Below are 17,883 nucleotides of genomic sequence, written 5' to 3'. Positions count from 1 at the left end.
AAAATGATTCATAAACTTGGGCAATCCACTACCTTTGCACTTTTAAAATTTCAACGTGGTTTTATCGCAATATACTAAAGAATTTAAGTACAACTTAAACTTGGCAGCTCCGGTTATGCTAGGGATGCTTGGTCATACTTTTGTGAGTCTGGTAGATAATATCATGGTGGGTCAGCTGGGGGCTACAGAGCTTGCAGCCGTGTCTTTAGGAAACAGTTTTGTTTTTATAGCCATGTCCTTAGGAATTGGGTTTTCTACAGCCATCACGCCCTTAGTGGCCGAGGCCGATACTGAAAAGAATTTTGCAAAAGGGAAATCGGCATTTAAACACGGCTTATTTCTATGCACCGTATTAGGCATCTTTTTATTCCTCATGCTTTTAATGGCCAAACCCTTAATGTATATTATGGACCAGCCTGAAGATGTGGTGGAGTTGGCAATTCCGTACTTAGATTTAGTGGGGTTTTCATTAATTCCGCTAATTATCTTTCAAGCTATTAAACAGTTCAGTGATGGTCTGTCCTTAACAAAATATCCAATGTATGCCACTATTTTGGCCAATGTCATTAATGTGGTATTAAACTATCTTTTAATATTTGGTAAATTTGGATTCCCTGAAATGGGCCTTGTTGGGGCAGCCTTAGGAACATTGATTTCTAGGGTCGTTATGGTCTTTTTCTTATGGTGGCTTTTAAGAGCGAGAGACAGATCGAAAGCCTATGTTACCAATATCAAGATTTTTGTATTGGAATCGACCATGCTCAAAAAAATCATCCATATCGGATTTCCAAGTGCGATGCAAATGTTTTTTGAAGTCGCTATTTTTACATCAGCCATTTGGTTGAGTGGAACATTGGGACAAAATCCGCAAGCAGCAAACCAGATTGCTTTAAATTTATCCTCCATGACCTTTATGGTGGCTACAGGATTGAGTGTTGCCGCTATGATTAGAGTAGGCAACCAAAAAGGGCTTCAAAATTTTACTGAATTGCGACGTATTGCTATGTCCATCTTTTTTCTAGGCGTTATCCTTGCTGTGGTTTCTGCGTTATTATTCATCCTCTTGCATAAAGTGCTTCCAACTATTTACGTCAATTTAGATGATCCGTTAAATGCTGTGGATACAAGAGAAGTAGTTACTATAGCCTCTACTTTGCTATTGGCAGCAGCTATTTTTCAGATTAGCGATAGTTTGCAGGTTGTAGCTTTAGGAGCTCTAAGAGGTCTACAGGATGTGAAAATCCCTACCGTTATTACGTTTATTTCCTATTGGGGAATTGGGTTTCCGGTTAGTTATTATTTTGGTAAGGAAGACATGTGGGGCAGTTTGGGCATCTGGCTCGGTTTGATTGCCGGCCTTACAAGTGCTGCCATTTTGTTGTTTTTTAGATTTAATTATTTGACTAAAAAGTTGATTAAATCGGAAGTAGCCATGGTGCCTTAAATAGTTTAAAACTAAAGGCAGAAAGGGTTAAGGGCAAGAGCTGCCAATACGTTTCTAGAGTACCGACATAAGTTGTATATTTGAAGTTATTACTTCTATTATTTTGATAACGCATAAATTAAAACAAAGACGATTTTTATATGGAACTACCAAAATTCATCCTCGGCGATAATACAGATTTCCCAGATGCCATTTACATCATACATACTGATTTTCCTCGTTTTATATTGAATCTTGAAGACGATGAGGTGGAGTGGATGGAAGAGTTTGATGATCAGGACGAAAAGGAAATTAAGTCTGAAACCGAGAATTTGATTCAGCAGGCTACAGACTTCTACGATCGTGAAATTGAAAGATACAATGCCTAATGATTGATCAAATTTTACAGTTAGACACTGAAGTGTTTATATTTCTCAACAGTTTGGGAACGCCAACCTGGGATCCGTTTTGGTTGGCTTATACCTCCAAATTTAACTGGATTCCCTTTTATGCCATATTGCTTTATTTAATTTCTAGACAAATGAAGATCAAGGCAATTATCATTACTATGGTACTGGTGGCGTTGATGATTTTGGTAACAGATCAGGTGACCAATCTTTTCAAAGACGGATTTCATAGATTAAGACCTTGCCATTTAGCGGAATTGATTGATGGGATGCGTCTTGTTAAAGCCAATTGTGGTGGTCAATATGGCTTCTTCTCGGGCCATGCTTCCAACACTATGGCAGCGGCTTTCTTTATTGGACTTACCTTAAAGAAACGATTTAAGTATATGCTATACTTTCTCATCGTCTGGGCGCTCTTAATGGGCTATAGCCGTATTTATATTGGCGTGCATTATCCGTTAGATGTGTTATTGGGCACCATATTTGGTGTGATTACAGGAACACTATTTTATAAGCTGAATGGTTTCCTGATTGATAAGTTCAATGCGAACACTCCTAAAAAGACCATAGCATAGTGTCTATGTACTAGTTCAGAAAGAGCAGCATCTTTAGTTTCTGTAATAAAAAAAATCCGTCAAGTTGAACATCAATACTATGAATGTCGACCTGACGGATTTTTATGCGAGGTAGCGTGATAAATACGTGATTGACTATGCTTTTTTCTGAAAATTAAAGTGACCAAAACATGGTGCTAGAGAATTTAGAAACCTAAATTTTTATACAAAAGCACTATATCCCGTAATCGCGCGACCCACAATTAAAGTATTGATTTCCTTAGTCCCCTCATATGAGTAAATGGCCTCTGCATCTGCAACAAAGCGCGCGACGTTGTACTCTAGTAAAATACCGTTTCCGCCCATCACTTCACGCGCCTGACTCACCACATCTCTTGTTCTTAAGGAACAAAAGACCTTTGCTAAAGATGCGTGTTCGTCGGTTAACAGACCTTGATCCTGTAATTCCGAAAGTCTATAAACCATGGTTTTCATTGCTGTTAAATTGGAGAGCATTTCCACTAAATGATTTTGGACCAGCTGAAATGACGCAATAGGCTTTCCAAACTGTTCTCTTTTTTTGGTGTATTTCAAAGCGTTTTCATAGGCGCCTCTGGCACAACCAACGGCTTGCCAAGCTACGCCTGCTCTGGTCATGCGTAATACTTTAGCGGTGTCTCTAAAGGAATTGGCGTTTTGAAGTCGGTCTTTTTCTTCAATTTTACAATCGTTAAGTGTAATAATAGCATTTTGAACGGTTCTCAGGGCCATCTTATCTTCCATTTTCTCCGTTGTAAACCCTGGGGTGTCTTTACGCACTAAGAATCCTTTTACTTTATTGGTGGTTTCTTCCCGTGCCCAGATAATGGTCACATCAGCAAACGTGGCATTTCCTATCCATTTTTTCTGCCCATTCAATACCCATACATCGCCTTCCATCCGGCAGGTAGTTTCCATGCCACCGGCAACAGCACTCCCCACATTGGGTTCTGTCAGACCAAAAGCACCTATCAGTTCCATTTTTTGCATTTTTGGAAGCCACTGCTGTTTTTGTTCTTCGCTTCCGCACAGGTAAATAGAGCCCATAGCCAATCCACTGTGCACGCCAAAAAATGTGGAGATCGACACATCTACACGTGCCAATTCTTCTGCTATAATCCCCTCCATAAGGAATGGTAGGTCTGGGCAGCCATAACCTTTATAGGCGACCCCGCAAATATTGAGGGCAGCCAATTTGGGAATAATCTCCATTGGGAATTGTGCTTTATTCCAATATGCATTGGCAATCGGTTCTATTTCATCCTCCATAAAATTGCGGACTTTCATTTGAATGGCGCGTTGTTCTTGGGTCAATTTTAAATCCAAATCATAAAAATCGCCGTCAATAGGAGGGAGTTGGTGCTGTCCCTTTTTGCTTTTTTCTGACAACATTTTCATGAGTCCGTCAAGCTGCTTGTCATCCAATTCGCCAACCGTTTTCATTATTTTAGGTAAGTCTATCTTTTCTGAAATTTTGCTCAGGTCTTCAAAATCGACCTCTTTCATCAATTGGATAACAGACTTTATTTTGGTGAATAATTTCATAGGGCTTCTGGAAGTTATTTGTTAATTGTTGAAAAGTTAATCATTTCCAATTAACTATAGGAGCTGCATGTTGAAATTTACAATGTATTTAACGTGGGAGGATGAAATTGAAATTGAATATGAACTTGAATTTGAATATGAAAGAATAAAAGTATTTATTTCAGTCCCAATAAGACTTCTGCGGCAGCGAACGGCGAGGTTGTGCCATTTTCAATATGCTGCAACTGAATTTGCAATTCTGCTTTGATGGCTGGATTATTGTAGAAATCCGATTTTAAACGGTCTTCAATGGTTTGAAGTAACCAGAACTTGTTCTGTTCGTTTCGTTTATGGTCGAAAAAATGGGTTGTTTTTGATAAATCTAAATAGTCTTCAATCAATTGCCAAACCTCAGGAATGCCTTCGTTCTGTAAGGCACTTGCGAGCAAAACCTTAGGTTGCCAACCGGATTCTTTGGGCGGGTAGAGGTGGAGTGCCCTGTTAAATTCAACTTTAGCAGTTTTCGCATTTTTCAGATTGTCGCCATCTGCTTTATTAATCACAATCGCGTCCGCCATTTCCATAATACCGCGTTTAATGCCCTGCAATTCATCGCCGGCACCGGTCAATTTAAGCAACAAAAAGAAGTCTACCATACTGTGCACTGCCGTTTCACTCTGGCCAACGCCAACCGTTTCTATCAAGATGGTATCAAAACCAGCGGCTTCACATAAAATAATGGTTTCTCTACTTTTACGCGCTACACCACCTAAAGAGGTGCCAGAAGGAGACGGTCGGATAAACGCGTTATCGTCTTTAACTAAATCTTCCATCCGGGTTTTATCGCCTAAAATAGAACCATGGCTCAACGTACTACTTGGGTCTACAGCCAAAACAGCCACTTTTTTTCCTTGTGAGGTTAAAAACGTACCAAAAGTTTCAATAAATGTACTTTTTCCAACACCTGGAACACCAGTGATACCAATGCGTACCGATTTGTTTGCATACGGCAAGCAGGCTTGAATGATGGTATTGGCTTTTTTAAGATGCTGCGGATTGGTACTTTCTACCAGAGTGATCGCTCTACTTAAAGCCGTAAGATTTTTAGCTAAAATACCCTTTACCAAATCAGCGGCTGAGGGTTGGCTTTGGCGCTTGGTTTTTATAGCTTGAATAGCGCGCTTGTTGGTGGTCTCAGGTTCAGAAACCCCTTCATGTTCTTTTAGTGCCGAAGATTTACGCGGATTGGTCAAGCTATTCTGTTTTTCAAATTAAAGATTAAAAATTAATCTAGATTTAGTTGTCCTGAGCTATTCTGGTTGCACTTTGCTGACTTCCATAGGGACTTCTACTTTAGTGTGATCCCATGCCATCGTCAATTTTAAATTATCAGTGGTATTGTCAAAAGCAATTGTAAACTGCTCAACAGTATTTTCTAAAGCAATGACAGGTACTTCAATTTCTAAAAGATCATATCTAGGCTCCCGCATCGGCTGCATTTGCTCATCTACACCCCATGGATACTCTTTGGTGTTAAAATAGACAATCCAAACACTGTCCCTAGGAACCGTCCACAGGGTGTAAGTTCCCACTGGCAAAGCTTGTCCATCAACCAACAAGTTTTTATTGGTCGTAAACGTTGTGGCCTCATTGGCACCGGTACGCCAAACCTTGTCATAAGGCACTAGAGCGCCAAAAATTTCACGCCCTTTTTTAAATGGGCGGTTATACATTACTTCCAATGTGGTGTCATTTAACTCAAACTTGACAGCGTCTTTTGGACTCAGTCGTTTTGAGAAAATGTCTTCCACAAAATGAGAATATAAAAACAATGCTACAGCCACTACGGCGAGGATGATTAAAAGGCGTTTTAAAAACCTATTCATATACTAAATTTTAAACCTGGGTTAAATATAATTCAAAAAGCTTGCTCTATAAAGCTCTTAACGCTGTTTTATGGAAAGTTGATATAATTTTTTAAAAAAATGATTAAATTCTGCAACATCTTATAATTTGTCTCGTCTTTAAGATGAATACCACCACTAACCAAAAGCTAACCAAGCATGTTTCAAACGGAACTTATTGAAAAATGCAAACAGAACAATAGAAAAGCACAGTTACAACTTTACAATTGTTATTGTGATGGTATGTATGTGGTTGCCCATAAATTTTTGGGCAATACCATGGAAGCTGAAGATGTTGTACAGGAAGCTTTTATAAATGCCTTTGTCAAGTTGCACCAATACCAGGGCGAAGTGACTTTTGGAGCTTGGTTAAAGCGTATCGTTATCAATAAAAGTATCGATGTGCTAAAATCCAAAAAGCACTATTGGCAAGATTTGGAAGAGGCGCACCTCAAAGTGGTTGAGCCGGTAGATGAAGAATGGTTGATAGAAGACACTATAACCATTGAGAAGGTTAAGCAGGCCATAGACCAACTGCCAGAAAAGTACCGATTGGTAGTTGTGCTGTATTTAATTGAGGGTTATGACCATCAGGAAATAGCAGAGATTTTGAACATATCAGAAGTGGCGTCCCGTACGCAGTTGTCAAGAGCCAAACTAAAATTACAAGAATCATTAATACCCTTAAGCAATGCCAAAGAACGTTAGAGAATTATTTGAAAATGACCAAAATAAGGATGTTAAACGCATGCCTGCCGGTCATGAGGCACGGTTTTTAAGAAAACTGGAGCAGGAGCTTCCCATTGAGAAGCGTGGAGCGATGCCCAATGCGCATAATAAAGGTTTCCGTTTTATGCAAATTGCAGCCAGTATTGTGGTGTTGTTGGGGTTGACGTTTGGTGCGTTTCAATTCTTTCAAAAGCCTGAAGCCGTTAATGATACACCAAATACTACAGTTGCCATAAAATCTTTGGGTGATGTTTCGCCCGGTTTAAAGAAGGTGGAAGACTATTATATGGCCAACATCAATTTAGAATTGGCCAACGTAAAATTGACACCAGAAAACAAAGCACTGTTTGATAGTTATATTGTCCGTCTGGAAGAGTTGAACAAAGAATATTTGCGTTTGTCTGAAGAGTTGACTGAAATGGGACCTAGTGAGCCAACGGTCAACGCGCTTATTGATAATTTAAAGTTAAGACTCAATTTGCTGTATCGTTTTAAAGATCAATTAAAAGAATTAAAAACGTATCCTGATGAGGCAAATATCACTTAAAAAGCCATCCTGAAAACCATTAAAAAGAAGAAAAATATGAAACATATAAAATTAATAGCACTGCTGATACTGGTCTTAAACACGGTCAACGGTAGTGGTCAAGAGAAACTACAAAAGTTATCCAAAAACGTGAAGGCGAATAAAGAGGTGATAATCAATTTAAACACCAGTCATGTTAATATTGAAATTGATACCTGGAATAAACCAGAAGTTGAAGTGGTCGCGTTTATTGAAGGCGAAAAATTATCTAAGGAAGAACTTCAAAAAGCCTTGAAAAATTGGAATATTGATATCAGTGGTTCTGGCGATGAAGTAACAATCACGTCAAAAGGAGGAACACATAGTTGGCCCATTGATTTTGATACGTCTGCTTTTGATGTTTTGAGAAACTTTGAATGGGAAATGGCTGAACTGCCTCAATTACCAGAAATGCCAGAAATGCCAGAGTTGCCAAATCTCCCAAAAATGCCAAAATTACCTGAGTTGCCAAAATTGCCCGATGGTATTGGTACTGTCATCTTTGATTATGAAGCCTATAAAAAAGATGGTGAAGCTTATTTAGAAAAATGGAGCAAGACCTATGAGGAAAACTACGGAAAAGCCTACAAAGAGAAAATGAAAGGTTGGGCGCGTGAATTTGGAAAAACTGATTTCTCTACCTATTCCAAAAACATGGAGAAATGGGGAGAGGCCTATGGCAAACAATTTGGCAAGGATTATGAAAAAAAGATGGAGGCATGGGGTAAAAACTTTGAAGAAAAATGGGGTAAGGATTTTGGACAGAAATGGGCAGAATGGGGTGAGAAGTTTGGTGAAGCGTACGGAAAACGCATGGAGGACCAAGCCAAAATAATGCAGGAACACTCTAAGTCAATGCAAGAAGATGTTGAAAAGATGCAAGTTGAGACTGAGGCGCGTCAGGAAATGCAACAACACAGACAGGGGCAATTAAAGGATAGGCAAGAGGTTTTGGAAAAACGTAAGGCGGTTATTGTCAAATCTATTGAGAGCAAAGCTGGGACCAAGGTCAAAAGGACCATTCAGATTAAGATGCCCAAAAAGGCACAATTAAAATTGAACGTCCGGCATGGCGAACTTAAATTAAGCTCGGTCATAACGAATTTAAAAGCTGATATTTCACATGCGGCACTCACAGCAGAACACATTGATGGAAGGCAGACTTCCATCAATGTTTCTTATTCTCCAGTATTGATCAACCAGTGGAGTCTGGGCGAATTGAATTTGAACTATGTGGACAAAGCTCAAATAGAACACATCAATAGGATGGTTTTAAGCGCCAATTCTTCAAATATTAGTATGAACACTATTTCTGGGAATGCCATTATAGAAGGAAGTTTTGGGACTCTAGAAATCAACAAGATTGCTGATACCTTTACCAATTTGAATATTAGTCTCGAAAATAGTGACGCTCTATTGGTACTCCCAAAAACAGACTTCAATCTCTACTATAAAGGTAGTAGGTCTAAATTGAAGCATCCTAAAAATAAAAACGCCACCATATCTAGCTTCTCAACCGGAGATGTGGCAAGTGGCAAGTCTATTGTGGTCAATGCAAAATTTAGCGAGGTGATAATGCAGTAATAGTTTCCTGCTGCGCGACTGATCTAAGAGGAAGGTCAGGAAGAAGCTCTATAGGTCAATACGTTGCTGTGGACAGAAATGTTAATCTAGGAACAACTGATTTTTTACTCGTAAAGAATTCCTCGAGGCTCTGCCTCGGGGTTTCCGTTGATCCCGATAATATCGGGAGTCGTTCCCGTGAAAACGGGAATCTAAATACAGTATTTTGGTTTTTGACCTTTTTCAGGTCAAAATGAAACCAGCGAAATACCTCTATGGCTCTGCCTCGAGGATAGTTGGTTTCAAAAAACTCTTTATTTAAACGAGACGGCGTTTTGCCTGTAAGACAACTATTTGCAGTTTTCAGTAAATCCTACCATAATATCACGTACTTTTGCGCCCTCAAATAAAAATTGAAATGAAGCGCATAAATGAATACAAAAAACTCTTTGGAGTAGAAACTGAAGTTGAATTAAAGACTTTAAAAAAGAGTTACCGTGATTTGGTTAAGGAATGGCATCCTGATAAATTTCAAAATGGTGATGCTTTACAGGAAGAAGCCGAATCTCAAAGTCGCAAAATTATTGATGGTTACCATTTTTTAGTGAGTATTGCACCTGAAACTATTGCCGCTAATTTGGACAATTATACTGAAACGATTACCAATTCAGGTATTGCCGATTATACGCACAAAGGGCTATTGCTAGAAATCACATTTCAAGATGGCACCACTTACGAGTATTTTGGGGTGACCAAACAAGTGTATATTAAAATGATCAATAGCGATAAACTAAACCGTTTTGCGAAACGCAGCATTTATCCTAACTATGTGTATAGAAAAACAAAACGAAGCTTAACAGAAGCTTAATTTTACAGTAAAAAAGACCTTAGTAGCACATTTCCTAAAATGTCAACTAAGGTCTTTTTTTGTTTTATAATCATTGTTGTCCGATAAAGAATCAAGATCGCTGCGCTGTTAGAATCAAGAATAAAGACTTGCTTGCAACTAACTGACAAACAACGATCATTTAAATTCAAATCATCCAATCACTCTCGGTAGAAAAAGATTTTAAAAAGTAAGGTGTCATTTCGAAAATCTCCTAATGTCTCTTGATCTAAAGGAGTTTGTTAATTAATATATATTTTTACCGGACACTAATGTTTTATAATGTAAGTGCCCATTCAGAAACTTCCCAGTACCATTTTAGCGAGTTCGCTTTTTGAATTTCTCAACTCGTATTAGGGCAATGAGGGCTACAACCACTACAATAGCCGTTAGGATATAAATAAAGTTTGGTACCGGTACAGGATCACCAGCGGCATAACTGTGTAGGCCCGTCAGGTAATAGTTGACTCCAAAAGACGTCATAATTATGGAGGCAAACGCAAACACACTGGCAACGTTGAGTGTAAAGCGACTGTTAAGTGCGGGTACAAGCCTTAAATGCAGCACAATGGCATATACAATAATTGAAATTAATGCCCAAGTTTCTTTAGGATCCCATGCCCAATAGCGGCCCCAAGATTCGTTGGCCCAGACCCCTCCTAAAAAGGTGCCTATGGTTAACACAAACAATCCTATGGTCATTGAAATCTCATTGATATACGTGAGTTCTTTTATCCGAATATCAATTTTATAGGCTGTGCTTTTTGTTTTTATAATCATTAAAACCAAAGCCATAAATCCCAATACTGCAGATAACGCCAAGGGCGCATAACTACTCACAATGGTTGCCACATGTACCTTTAGCCAAAATGACGACTTTAATACGGGCATAAGGTTGGTGATTTCCGGATTTAACCAATCTAAATAACTTACAAAGAGGAGCGACCCGGAAAACAGCGTGGCTAAGGGTAAAGAAAAATCAGATTTTCTGAACGTTAATAATCCACACAACATTAGCACCCATGCCACAAAAACCATCATTTCATAACCGTTGCTCCAGGGTGGGTGCTGCGCAATATACCAACGGAGTAGAATATTTCCTGTAAAGATCAAGAAACTGATCAATACCACTACTATGAGTATATTCCATAGGATATCTATAAATTTCTTCTGAACGAATATCTTTGAAAGCGCCAACACCAACATGATGAGACCAATGGTGAAAAAGGTTTGGAACAACCAGAAATTAAGATTCATTTGGTTATACCACAGTTCCGCTTCCACGCGCCGTTCTGTTGGAATAATATCTTTGCCCAGTGTACTTTGGTAGGTGTCAATGTAACTCAGTTTGTCATTGGCACTGGCCCAGTTTTTGGAAGCGATATCATTAAAATACGTTCGGGTAATATTCTGTACAAATAGACCATCCTCTGGGGGAAAATCATCAAAGTGATGGGTATAGCTAAACCAAGTATCTTTTTCATCTAAACTGTTTGGAAAAATTTTCAAATAATTACCAGAGAAAATATTGAATAAAATATTAAAGCGTTCATCAACTTTGATGACTTCTTTGTCAAATTCATTTTGCTCCGCCGGTTTTTTAGCGTGGGCATCCTCAGCTAATTTTGCCAGTACATAATCGCCATCAGGATTAATTAAATGATCGAAAGAAATATAGCCATCTTCGGTGATTTTGAGAGGTTTAAAATAGTTGCCACCCTTTATGGCGTCTATTTTAATGACTGGTATTTTCTGCCAAGCTCCAGGAGACACATGCATGGCTAAAAATGCCTGATTGGCGTCCATACTTAGTTTACCTTCTTCTGATGGATAGCTATAGGTGGTTTTGCCGTAAATTTTTCTTAAAAACTCAGAAGCTAGGGTGTTGATGGGCTTGATCCTTCCATCAATATCCTGAACTAAAATACGCCCAAACAAGTCAGAGTGTTGTTTGTCTATATGTTGATTGATCACCAATTCAGTTACTGAAGGAATCGAATCATTTTGCATTGGTCGTTGGGCAAACGTTCCAATAGAACTCAATACTCCCAAAATAAATAACGCGGTGTGTTGTTTAATTTTCTTTAGCTTTTTACTGATTATTGTAAAGCGCGTACTTTTTCCGAAGAGGGTAAAAAACATCCCAACCATCAAGAGAAAATAACCAATATAGGTGGTAACAGTGCCTAATACATCGTGATTAACGGCCAGTAGGGTGCCTTTTTCGTCCGTGTCATAGCTCGCTTGATAGAATCTGAAGCCGCCATAATCTAAAACGTTATTCATATAGATACGAAATGGCATCTTCGTTTCGCCATCTAAAACCATAACTTCGCTGGCATAGGAAGAGGGACTCTCAGATCCGGGATAACGTTCCAGTTGAAAGTCATTTAATTTTACCGCAAACGGAATTTCTATAGGCATGGCACCATAAGAAAAACTCAGATTGATGTTATCTACAGTAATGGCATGTGTAGTTGGTAAAAAACCTTTCCGATAAAGTAGCATCACCTCTTCTGTTTTATCGCCAACGGTCACATTAAGCACTACGGCATCATCTTTTGTAGGATCATTATCATGGGGTTTTTCAGAAGTACTGACTAATTTCATGCTGCCATTCTCGTGGAATGATATGGGCACAAAAGATAAGTCGCCTTGTCTATATAAGGTTTTAAGGAGCATTGGTTGAAGCGAATCTCCCTTCAATACACCCGCTTTCTGATCGGCCATCACAAAGAAATCAAGTTGGTGAGGCGAGAATATTTTAAACGTTCCGTTGTCTTCAATTATATTGATGATCCCTTCTTCTTGAGCTTCAAATCCTATTTTATGTTTGTGCGGGCCAATAGCTTCTATTTCACCTTTACTTAAAAAAAGGGTTTCCCTACCGTTCCCCGAGGTAGTGACCATTTGTAATAACGGGGAGCCTTTCTTGCCATCGTCAACAATTTCAGGTAAGGCGTCAGCCACAAACTCTTTTAAGGAAATTGTAATGGGCGTGCCTTCTAAATCTGTTTCTATAGAGAAATTATTATCGTTTAAAGGAGAAAATTCCTTTTTCTTTTCTAGGTGCCTCGTTTTCGAACCGTTGGAAATATGAACTTGTAGATAGTTTTTATCTGAAATTATAGTATTTGAACTTTCGCCTTCCCTAATACGCATAATCCCTCCGTAGGAATCATATCTTGTAATTCCAGCACCAATTATAATGATGATAAATGAGAGGTGAAAGAGAAGTACAGCCCATTTTTCTTTGCGCCATAAATTGTACTTAAAGGTGTTTGCTAAAAATGAAAGCGCCAGGCCAACCATGACCAATTCAAACCAGAGCGCATCATATATTTTTATCCAGGCGGTATCTGTGCCAAAATCATTTTCCACAAAAGTTGCGGTAGCCATGGCTACCGCAAAGATTAAAAGTAAAATTAGGGCTAATACAGATGACGAAAATAGGCGGTAAATAGATTTCATAGGGTGTAATCCAGCTTAAGTAGGCCGTTAATTTGGTTTTAACTGTGTTCGATACACACTATTAGTTGTTGTTGCTAACTACTTTTTTTGAGTCCATTTTACCTTCCCGAGCTTTAGCCTCTTCAAGCCATTTTGGCATGGCATTGGTTTTGAACTTCTCTTTTTCATTTATTAATTTCTCCATGTCGAGACCAATAAATTTTTGAGCTTTTTCTTTAGAAGAAATGTCTGGCATTGGTACCGCATCAGTATATCCCAAGTTCGCTAACAAACGTACCAACTTTACACGTGCTTCTTGCGCTTCTGCAAGTCCGCTACCCAACACTCTACCCACTTCTACCGGAGAGTGGAATGAAGCACCATGAGATGCTGCTGTGTAATCCCAACGCCATTGTGCATGTCTAATGCTCATTAAAATGTCTTTCATTTGTGCCTCGGTAGCACCCAATTCCCAAGCTTTTCCGGCTTCAATATGGGCTTTTACCAAAAGATCCTCCAACTTAATTCGGTTTTCAGTGGCTTTACGCTGTCTGTCATAGACATTCTCGATAAGCTTATCAGATTCCTCTCTGTGGCATACCTGACAAGAATTGGCTACATTATTTAAAGGCGATTGTAAGTGGTGATCGGTAAATTTTTGTCCGCCTTCACTCTTATATGGCATATGGCAATCTGCACAAGACACCCCACGATCAGCATGTACGCCAGTCAGGTACGTTTCGTAATCTGGATGCTGTGCTTTTAGCATTGGCGCCTTACTGATAGTGTGGGTCCAATCTGAAAATTCAATATCGTCATAATATTTTTCCATGTCTTCAGATGTGAATCCGTTTTCCCAAGGAAACGTGAGGTACTGTGTGCCTTCACTACCTGGTTTGTTCTTGTCAAAATAATATTCCACATGGCATTGTGCACAAACCAAAGAACGCATTTCTTGATGCGTGGCTTGAGTAATGTCTTTTCCCATTGCCTGAAAAGCTTCAACTAAAGCTGGTCTGGTAATACGTAGCTTCATATTATTTGGGTCATGACAATCTGCACAACCTATAGGGTTGACCACCTCGGAGACGTTTTCTGCCCAGGTACCACTGTAAAATTCGGCAACACCTTTTTCCTCCATCAACCGTGGTACATCTGGTCCTTTACAGGTCCAGCAGGTGGCCGGCATCGGACCGTCTTCTTTCTCTTCAGGTCCACCAGTGCGTAATGAATTATGAATATCATCGATGGCGTAATAATGTCCACGTCCTTGAGAATAGTCTTTTGAAAAGCCGTATCCTGCCCAGAGCACGACCAATCTGGGATCTTCCTCTAGCATATCGCGCATGGAAGAGCCGCCTTGGTAAGTGGTAACCGAGGTGTCAGCAGTTTGAAGATAAGATTGATATTCTCTTGGGTAGTTTTTACCCCATTCTGCATTTCTTGGTTCATTTTCACCAATTAAAACGTTAGGCACATACTTGTATTTGGCCTCACTTTTTCGATTAATAATACTTGATGCCAGTAGTCCTAATAAAAAGACGACTATAATTGTGACGACGAAGAGAACTTTATTTTTCATAGTTGTTGCGGTTTATTGTGCTTCAATTTCTTTGGCCAACCATTCCGGTATTACCGTTTCATCCTGATCGGTTGGTAATGGGGCAATATTATACTTTACTGTTGACAAGCCGTGTATGCGACCGTGCGGTACTTCTTTATGACAAGACCAACAGGCTCTGTCAGTACGGTTTTCTTTATGGTTATCAATCCAACCATCATATTTTACTTCTGTAACCTGTTGTACGTGGCATCTAATACAATTGTTTTGAACCACTTCTTCTGAGGCTTCACGCATGGTAATCACATCTGGTTCAAGTCTGGCAGTAAAAACCGCCGAGTGGTATAAACCATCTTTAGCCTTAAAGTAATAAGAATTGAACACATTGTCTTGAGGTACATGGCAGCCATTGCAAGACACCCATTCTCTGTGTGAGCTATGCATCCAACTGTTATACACGGGCGTCATAACATGACAATTTACACAGGCCTGAGGATTATCTGATAAGTAAGAAACCACTTCAGCTTCCCGTACTAAGAAGAACCCCATACCTATTACAGCGGCAATCGCAAAAACGGCAAACGTGCGCCACGACGAGCCTTTTTCTGGAAGTATTTTATAGTTAAACTTCATATTCCTTGTGAATTGTAGGTTAAAAATAAAACATAGATCAGTGTTGGAAACTGACAATTGTCATATTTTAATAAAAGATATGACTTTAAAAATTAATCCATTGTTCTGAATATTAAGAAATATTTAAGAGTCTATAGCTATGGACGATTAAAAGGCATTGTAACTGTTTAAAAATCAACGTGTATGGTATGAAGGCCTTGGTGTGAACGGAGAATTGGAACATTTTAAATTGGCACTAGGGAATCATTTAGAATGATTCTAAAATACGCAGTTCCACAGAAAGGAATCTCTGTGTTGTCGTTTTTTAGATTTTTAAAACCAATTTTAGGGCAACCATACCTTGATTGAAAAAAATTGTTAAACTTGAAATGAAGCTCTAAAGAAACTTCTATATTTCGGAGCCTTATGGTATTCGATGCTGAATATACTACCAATTCTTGATAGCTGGCATTCCTGATTCTGGACAACGTATTTGAACGCCTGAGCCCATGTTCACAATTAATTTTTGGATATATTTACAATTCGATAGTATTAACTAAAACTGAGACACTCTTGAAGATTACAGCAGCTTATACAGACCTTTATCAACTTACCATGGCCCAAGTGTATTTTAAGACGAAACCTGACGGACGAGCGGTCTTCGATTATTACTACCGAAGTAATCCATTTAATGGGGGATATGCCATTTTTGCAGGACTAGAAGATGTGCTGGATATTCTTGAAACACTCGAGTTCTCAGCTTCTGATTTGGTCTTTTTAGAACAACAGGGCTTTGAAAAAGAATTTTTAGAGTATCTAAGAGATTTCCGCTTTAACGGGAATATTCGATCCAGTAAGGAAGGTGATGTGGTATTTCCTAACCGTCCTATTTTACAAGTTGAGGCTAATATTATAGAAGCACAAATCATTGAAACAATGCTTCTCAATCTTTTAAACTTTCAAACACTCATTGCTACAAAGGCCAACAGGGTAAGACGCAGTGCTAAAGAGGCTACGCTATTGGATATGGGTCTGAGAAGAGCCCATGCAACGGGAGGGTATTATGCGTCAAGAGCGGCAGTTATTGGAGGTTTTGATGGGACAAGTAACGTTAAGGCAGGCGAAGATTTTAATATTCCTGTTTCTGGTACCATGGCGCATTCATTTATACAAAGTTATGGTGATGAGTTACAGGCTTTCCGAGATTTTGCCAAGGTGCGACCAAAAAATTGTGTACTTCTGATAGACACCTATAATACACTAAGAAGCGGCCTGCAAAATGCTATTATCGTGGCCAAAGAAATGGAAAACGCGGGAGAGCAGTTGATGGGGGTTCGATTGGACAGTGGCGATTTGGCCTATTTGGCAAAACAAACCAGAAAAATTTTGGATGATGCTAATTTGGGTTATGTTAAAATTGTGGCCTCAAATCAATTGGATGAATTTGTTATAAAAAGTCTTAAAGACCAAGGTGCTCCAATTGATATTTTTGGAGTAGGAACCAATTTAGTAACAGGTAAACCTGATGCCGCATTGGGTGGCGTGTATAAATTATCTGAATTTAATGGCGACCCACGCATAAAACTCTCTGAAAACATCATTAAAGTGTCGTTGCCTTATAAAAAACAGGTCTACCGGATGTTGGACAAACAAGGGATGTTCTACGGTGCAGATGCTGTGGCTATGTTTACTGAAGATGCCGTAGAGCACATGGAGCATCCGTTTGATGCTACAAAAAGTATGAGCTTAAGGGGTTTTGATTACGAAGCGTTGCTTCAAGATGTTATGACAAGCGGTAAGAAGGTCAGCCCGCCTCGAACGGTGACCGAAATTGCTGAATATTCAAAATCGCGGTTAGAGAAACTTCCCGAAGAGTACAAAAGATTTCAAAATCCGCATATTTATAAAATAGGTCTCAGTTCTCAGTTGAAACAAGAACGTGATAAACTAGTCTTAAAACACAAATTCTAAACAGAGATGAAAACCCTTCTTATTATTGATGTACAAAATGATTTTATGCCAGGAGGATCGCTTCCGGTGCCTGAAGGCAGTAAGATCGTTCCGGTGATTAATAGCATTCAATCTAAGTTTGATTTGGTGGTTGCAACGCAAGATTGGCACCCTCAAGATCATATCAGTTTAGCTTCCAATCATGCTGGAAAATCAACCTTTGAAGAGATTGAGCTATATGGAAAACCACAAACCTTATGGCCTGATCACTGCGTACAAGGTACGGGAGGCGCTGAGTTTCATCCCGATCTTAATACTACAAAATGGGAAGCTATTTTTAGAAAAGGTACGGATAAGAATATCGATAGTTATAGTGGTTTTTATGACAATGGCCACTTAAAATCCACGGGATTGTCGGGCTATTTAAAAGAGAAAGGAGTGTCTCAATTATTTTTGTGTGGACTTGCCGCCGATATTTGTGTGTATTTTTCCACTCATGACGCCTTTAAAGAAGGGTTCGCCTGTTTTTTTATTGAAGATGCCTCCCAACCTTTAGATTTAGAAGGATTTAAAGAATTAAAAAAGAAGATGGAATATTTAGGAATTCAAATCATCTCAGCAGCAGATATTCAATAGCAACAACGCCATATGTTCTATTATAAATTATTAGTGTCCGATAAAGAATTAAGATCCTGCCTCGCCGGCAGGCAGGCGCT

The 17,883-nt window shown here is 39.1% G+C and carries 15 protein-coding genes; 9 read left to right on the top strand and 6 right to left on the bottom strand.

Annotation, left to right across the window (positions count from 1 at the left end):
- Positions 1–55: 55 nt before the first annotated feature.
- The 3 genes from JEM65_RS01255 (at position 56) to JEM65_RS01245 (ending at position 2,405) form a co-directional block, all read left to right on the top strand.
- The gene (locus JEM65_RS01255; RefSeq protein ID WP_199596733.1) at positions 56–1,444 is read left to right on the top strand and encodes an MATE family efflux transporter; all 1,389 of its coding nucleotides are present in this window, start codon (positions 56–58) and stop codon (positions 1,442–1,444) included.
- Between the two features lie 140 nt (positions 1,445–1,584).
- A complete protein-coding gene (locus JEM65_RS01250) occupies positions 1,585–1,812 on the top strand; it encodes a hypothetical protein (protein WP_199596732.1) in 228 nt (75 codons plus the stop codon).
- Positions 1,812–2,405 carry a phosphatase PAP2 family protein gene (locus tag JEM65_RS01245; RefSeq protein ID WP_199596731.1) on the top strand — a complete coding sequence of 198 codons (594 nt, stop codon included), beginning with the start codon at positions 1,812–1,814 and terminating at the stop codon, positions 2,403–2,405. The genes JEM65_RS01250 and JEM65_RS01245 overlap by 1 nt, the downstream gene beginning before the upstream one ends.
- A 201-nt stretch (positions 2,406–2,606) precedes the next feature.
- On the opposite strand, the gene JEM65_RS01240 is transcribed toward JEM65_RS01245, so the two are convergent.
- From JEM65_RS01240 to JEM65_RS01230, 3 genes are all read right to left on the bottom strand, one after another.
- Positions 2,607–3,968 (bottom strand): acyl-CoA dehydrogenase family protein, encoded by a 1,362-nt coding sequence (locus tag JEM65_RS01240; protein WP_199596730.1) that lies wholly within the window; start codon positions 3,966–3,968, stop codon positions 2,607–2,609.
- 155 nt (positions 3,969–4,123) lie between these two features.
- The gene (meaB, locus tag JEM65_RS01235; RefSeq protein ID WP_199596729.1) at positions 4,124–5,200 is read right to left on the bottom strand and encodes a methylmalonyl Co-A mutase-associated GTPase MeaB; all 1,077 of its coding nucleotides are present in this window, start codon (positions 5,198–5,200) and stop codon (positions 4,124–4,126) included.
- 57 nt (positions 5,201–5,257) lie between these two features.
- Complete coding sequence (locus JEM65_RS01230; protein WP_199596728.1) at positions 5,258–5,833, bottom strand: DUF2911 domain-containing protein; 576 nt, start codon at positions 5,831–5,833, stop codon at positions 5,258–5,260.
- A gap of 177 nt (positions 5,834–6,010) precedes the next feature.
- Between JEM65_RS01230 and JEM65_RS01225 the strand changes: the two genes are divergently transcribed.
- From JEM65_RS01225 to JEM65_RS01210, 4 genes are all read left to right on the top strand, one after another.
- The gene (locus tag JEM65_RS01225) at positions 6,011–6,559 is read left to right on the top strand and encodes an RNA polymerase sigma factor (protein WP_199596727.1); all 549 of its coding nucleotides are present in this window, start codon (positions 6,011–6,013) and stop codon (positions 6,557–6,559) included.
- Complete coding sequence (locus tag JEM65_RS01220) at positions 6,543–7,127, top strand: hypothetical protein (RefSeq protein WP_199596726.1); 585 nt, start codon at positions 6,543–6,545, stop codon at positions 7,125–7,127. The genes JEM65_RS01225 and JEM65_RS01220 overlap by 17 nt, the downstream gene beginning before the upstream one ends.
- 36 nt (positions 7,128–7,163) lie before the next feature.
- Positions 7,164–8,729, top strand: a complete 1,566-nt coding sequence (locus tag JEM65_RS01215; RefSeq protein WP_199596725.1) for a hypothetical protein — start codon at positions 7,164–7,166, stop codon at positions 8,727–8,729.
- Between the two features lie 397 nt (positions 8,730–9,126).
- Entirely contained in the window at positions 9,127–9,576 is a 450-nt protein-coding gene (locus JEM65_RS01210; protein WP_199596724.1) for a KTSC domain-containing protein, read from the top strand.
- Positions 9,577–9,912: 336 nt separating this feature from the next.
- Here the strand turns inward: JEM65_RS01210 and ccsA are convergent, their stop codons facing one another.
- From ccsA to nrfH, 3 genes are all read right to left on the bottom strand, one after another.
- Positions 9,913–13,065: a cytochrome c biogenesis protein gene (ccsA, locus tag JEM65_RS01205; RefSeq protein WP_233530476.1), complete on the bottom strand. Its 3,153-nt coding sequence runs from the start codon at positions 13,063–13,065 to the stop codon at positions 9,913–9,915.
- Positions 13,066–13,126: 61 nt separating this feature from the next.
- The gene (nrfA, locus tag JEM65_RS01200) at positions 13,127–14,626 is read right to left on the bottom strand and encodes an ammonia-forming cytochrome c nitrite reductase (RefSeq protein ID WP_199596723.1); all 1,500 of its coding nucleotides are present in this window, start codon (positions 14,624–14,626) and stop codon (positions 13,127–13,129) included.
- A 12-nt stretch (positions 14,627–14,638) separates the two neighbouring features.
- A complete protein-coding gene (gene nrfH / locus JEM65_RS01195; protein WP_199596722.1) occupies positions 14,639–15,238 on the bottom strand; it encodes a cytochrome c nitrite reductase small subunit in 600 nt (199 codons plus the stop codon).
- Between the two features lie 594 nt (positions 15,239–15,832).
- On the opposite strand from nrfH, the gene JEM65_RS01190 reads away from it, so the two are divergent.
- On the top strand, positions 15,833–17,188 hold the full coding sequence (locus JEM65_RS01190) for a nicotinate phosphoribosyltransferase (protein ID WP_199596876.1): 1,356 nt from the start codon (positions 15,833–15,835) through the stop codon (positions 17,186–17,188).
- 6 nt (positions 17,189–17,194) lie between these two features.
- Positions 17,195–17,803: a bifunctional nicotinamidase/pyrazinamidase gene (gene pncA, locus JEM65_RS01185; protein ID WP_199596721.1), complete on the top strand. Its 609-nt coding sequence runs from the start codon at positions 17,195–17,197 to the stop codon at positions 17,801–17,803.
- Positions 17,804–17,883 lie beyond the last annotated feature (80 nt).

The organism is Gelidibacter salicanalis (assembly GCF_016469035.1).
Lineage (GTDB): Bacteria > Bacteroidota > Bacteroidia > Flavobacteriales > Flavobacteriaceae > Gelidibacter > Gelidibacter salicanalis_A.
This window is presented reverse-complemented; position numbering and strand designations above follow the sequence as displayed.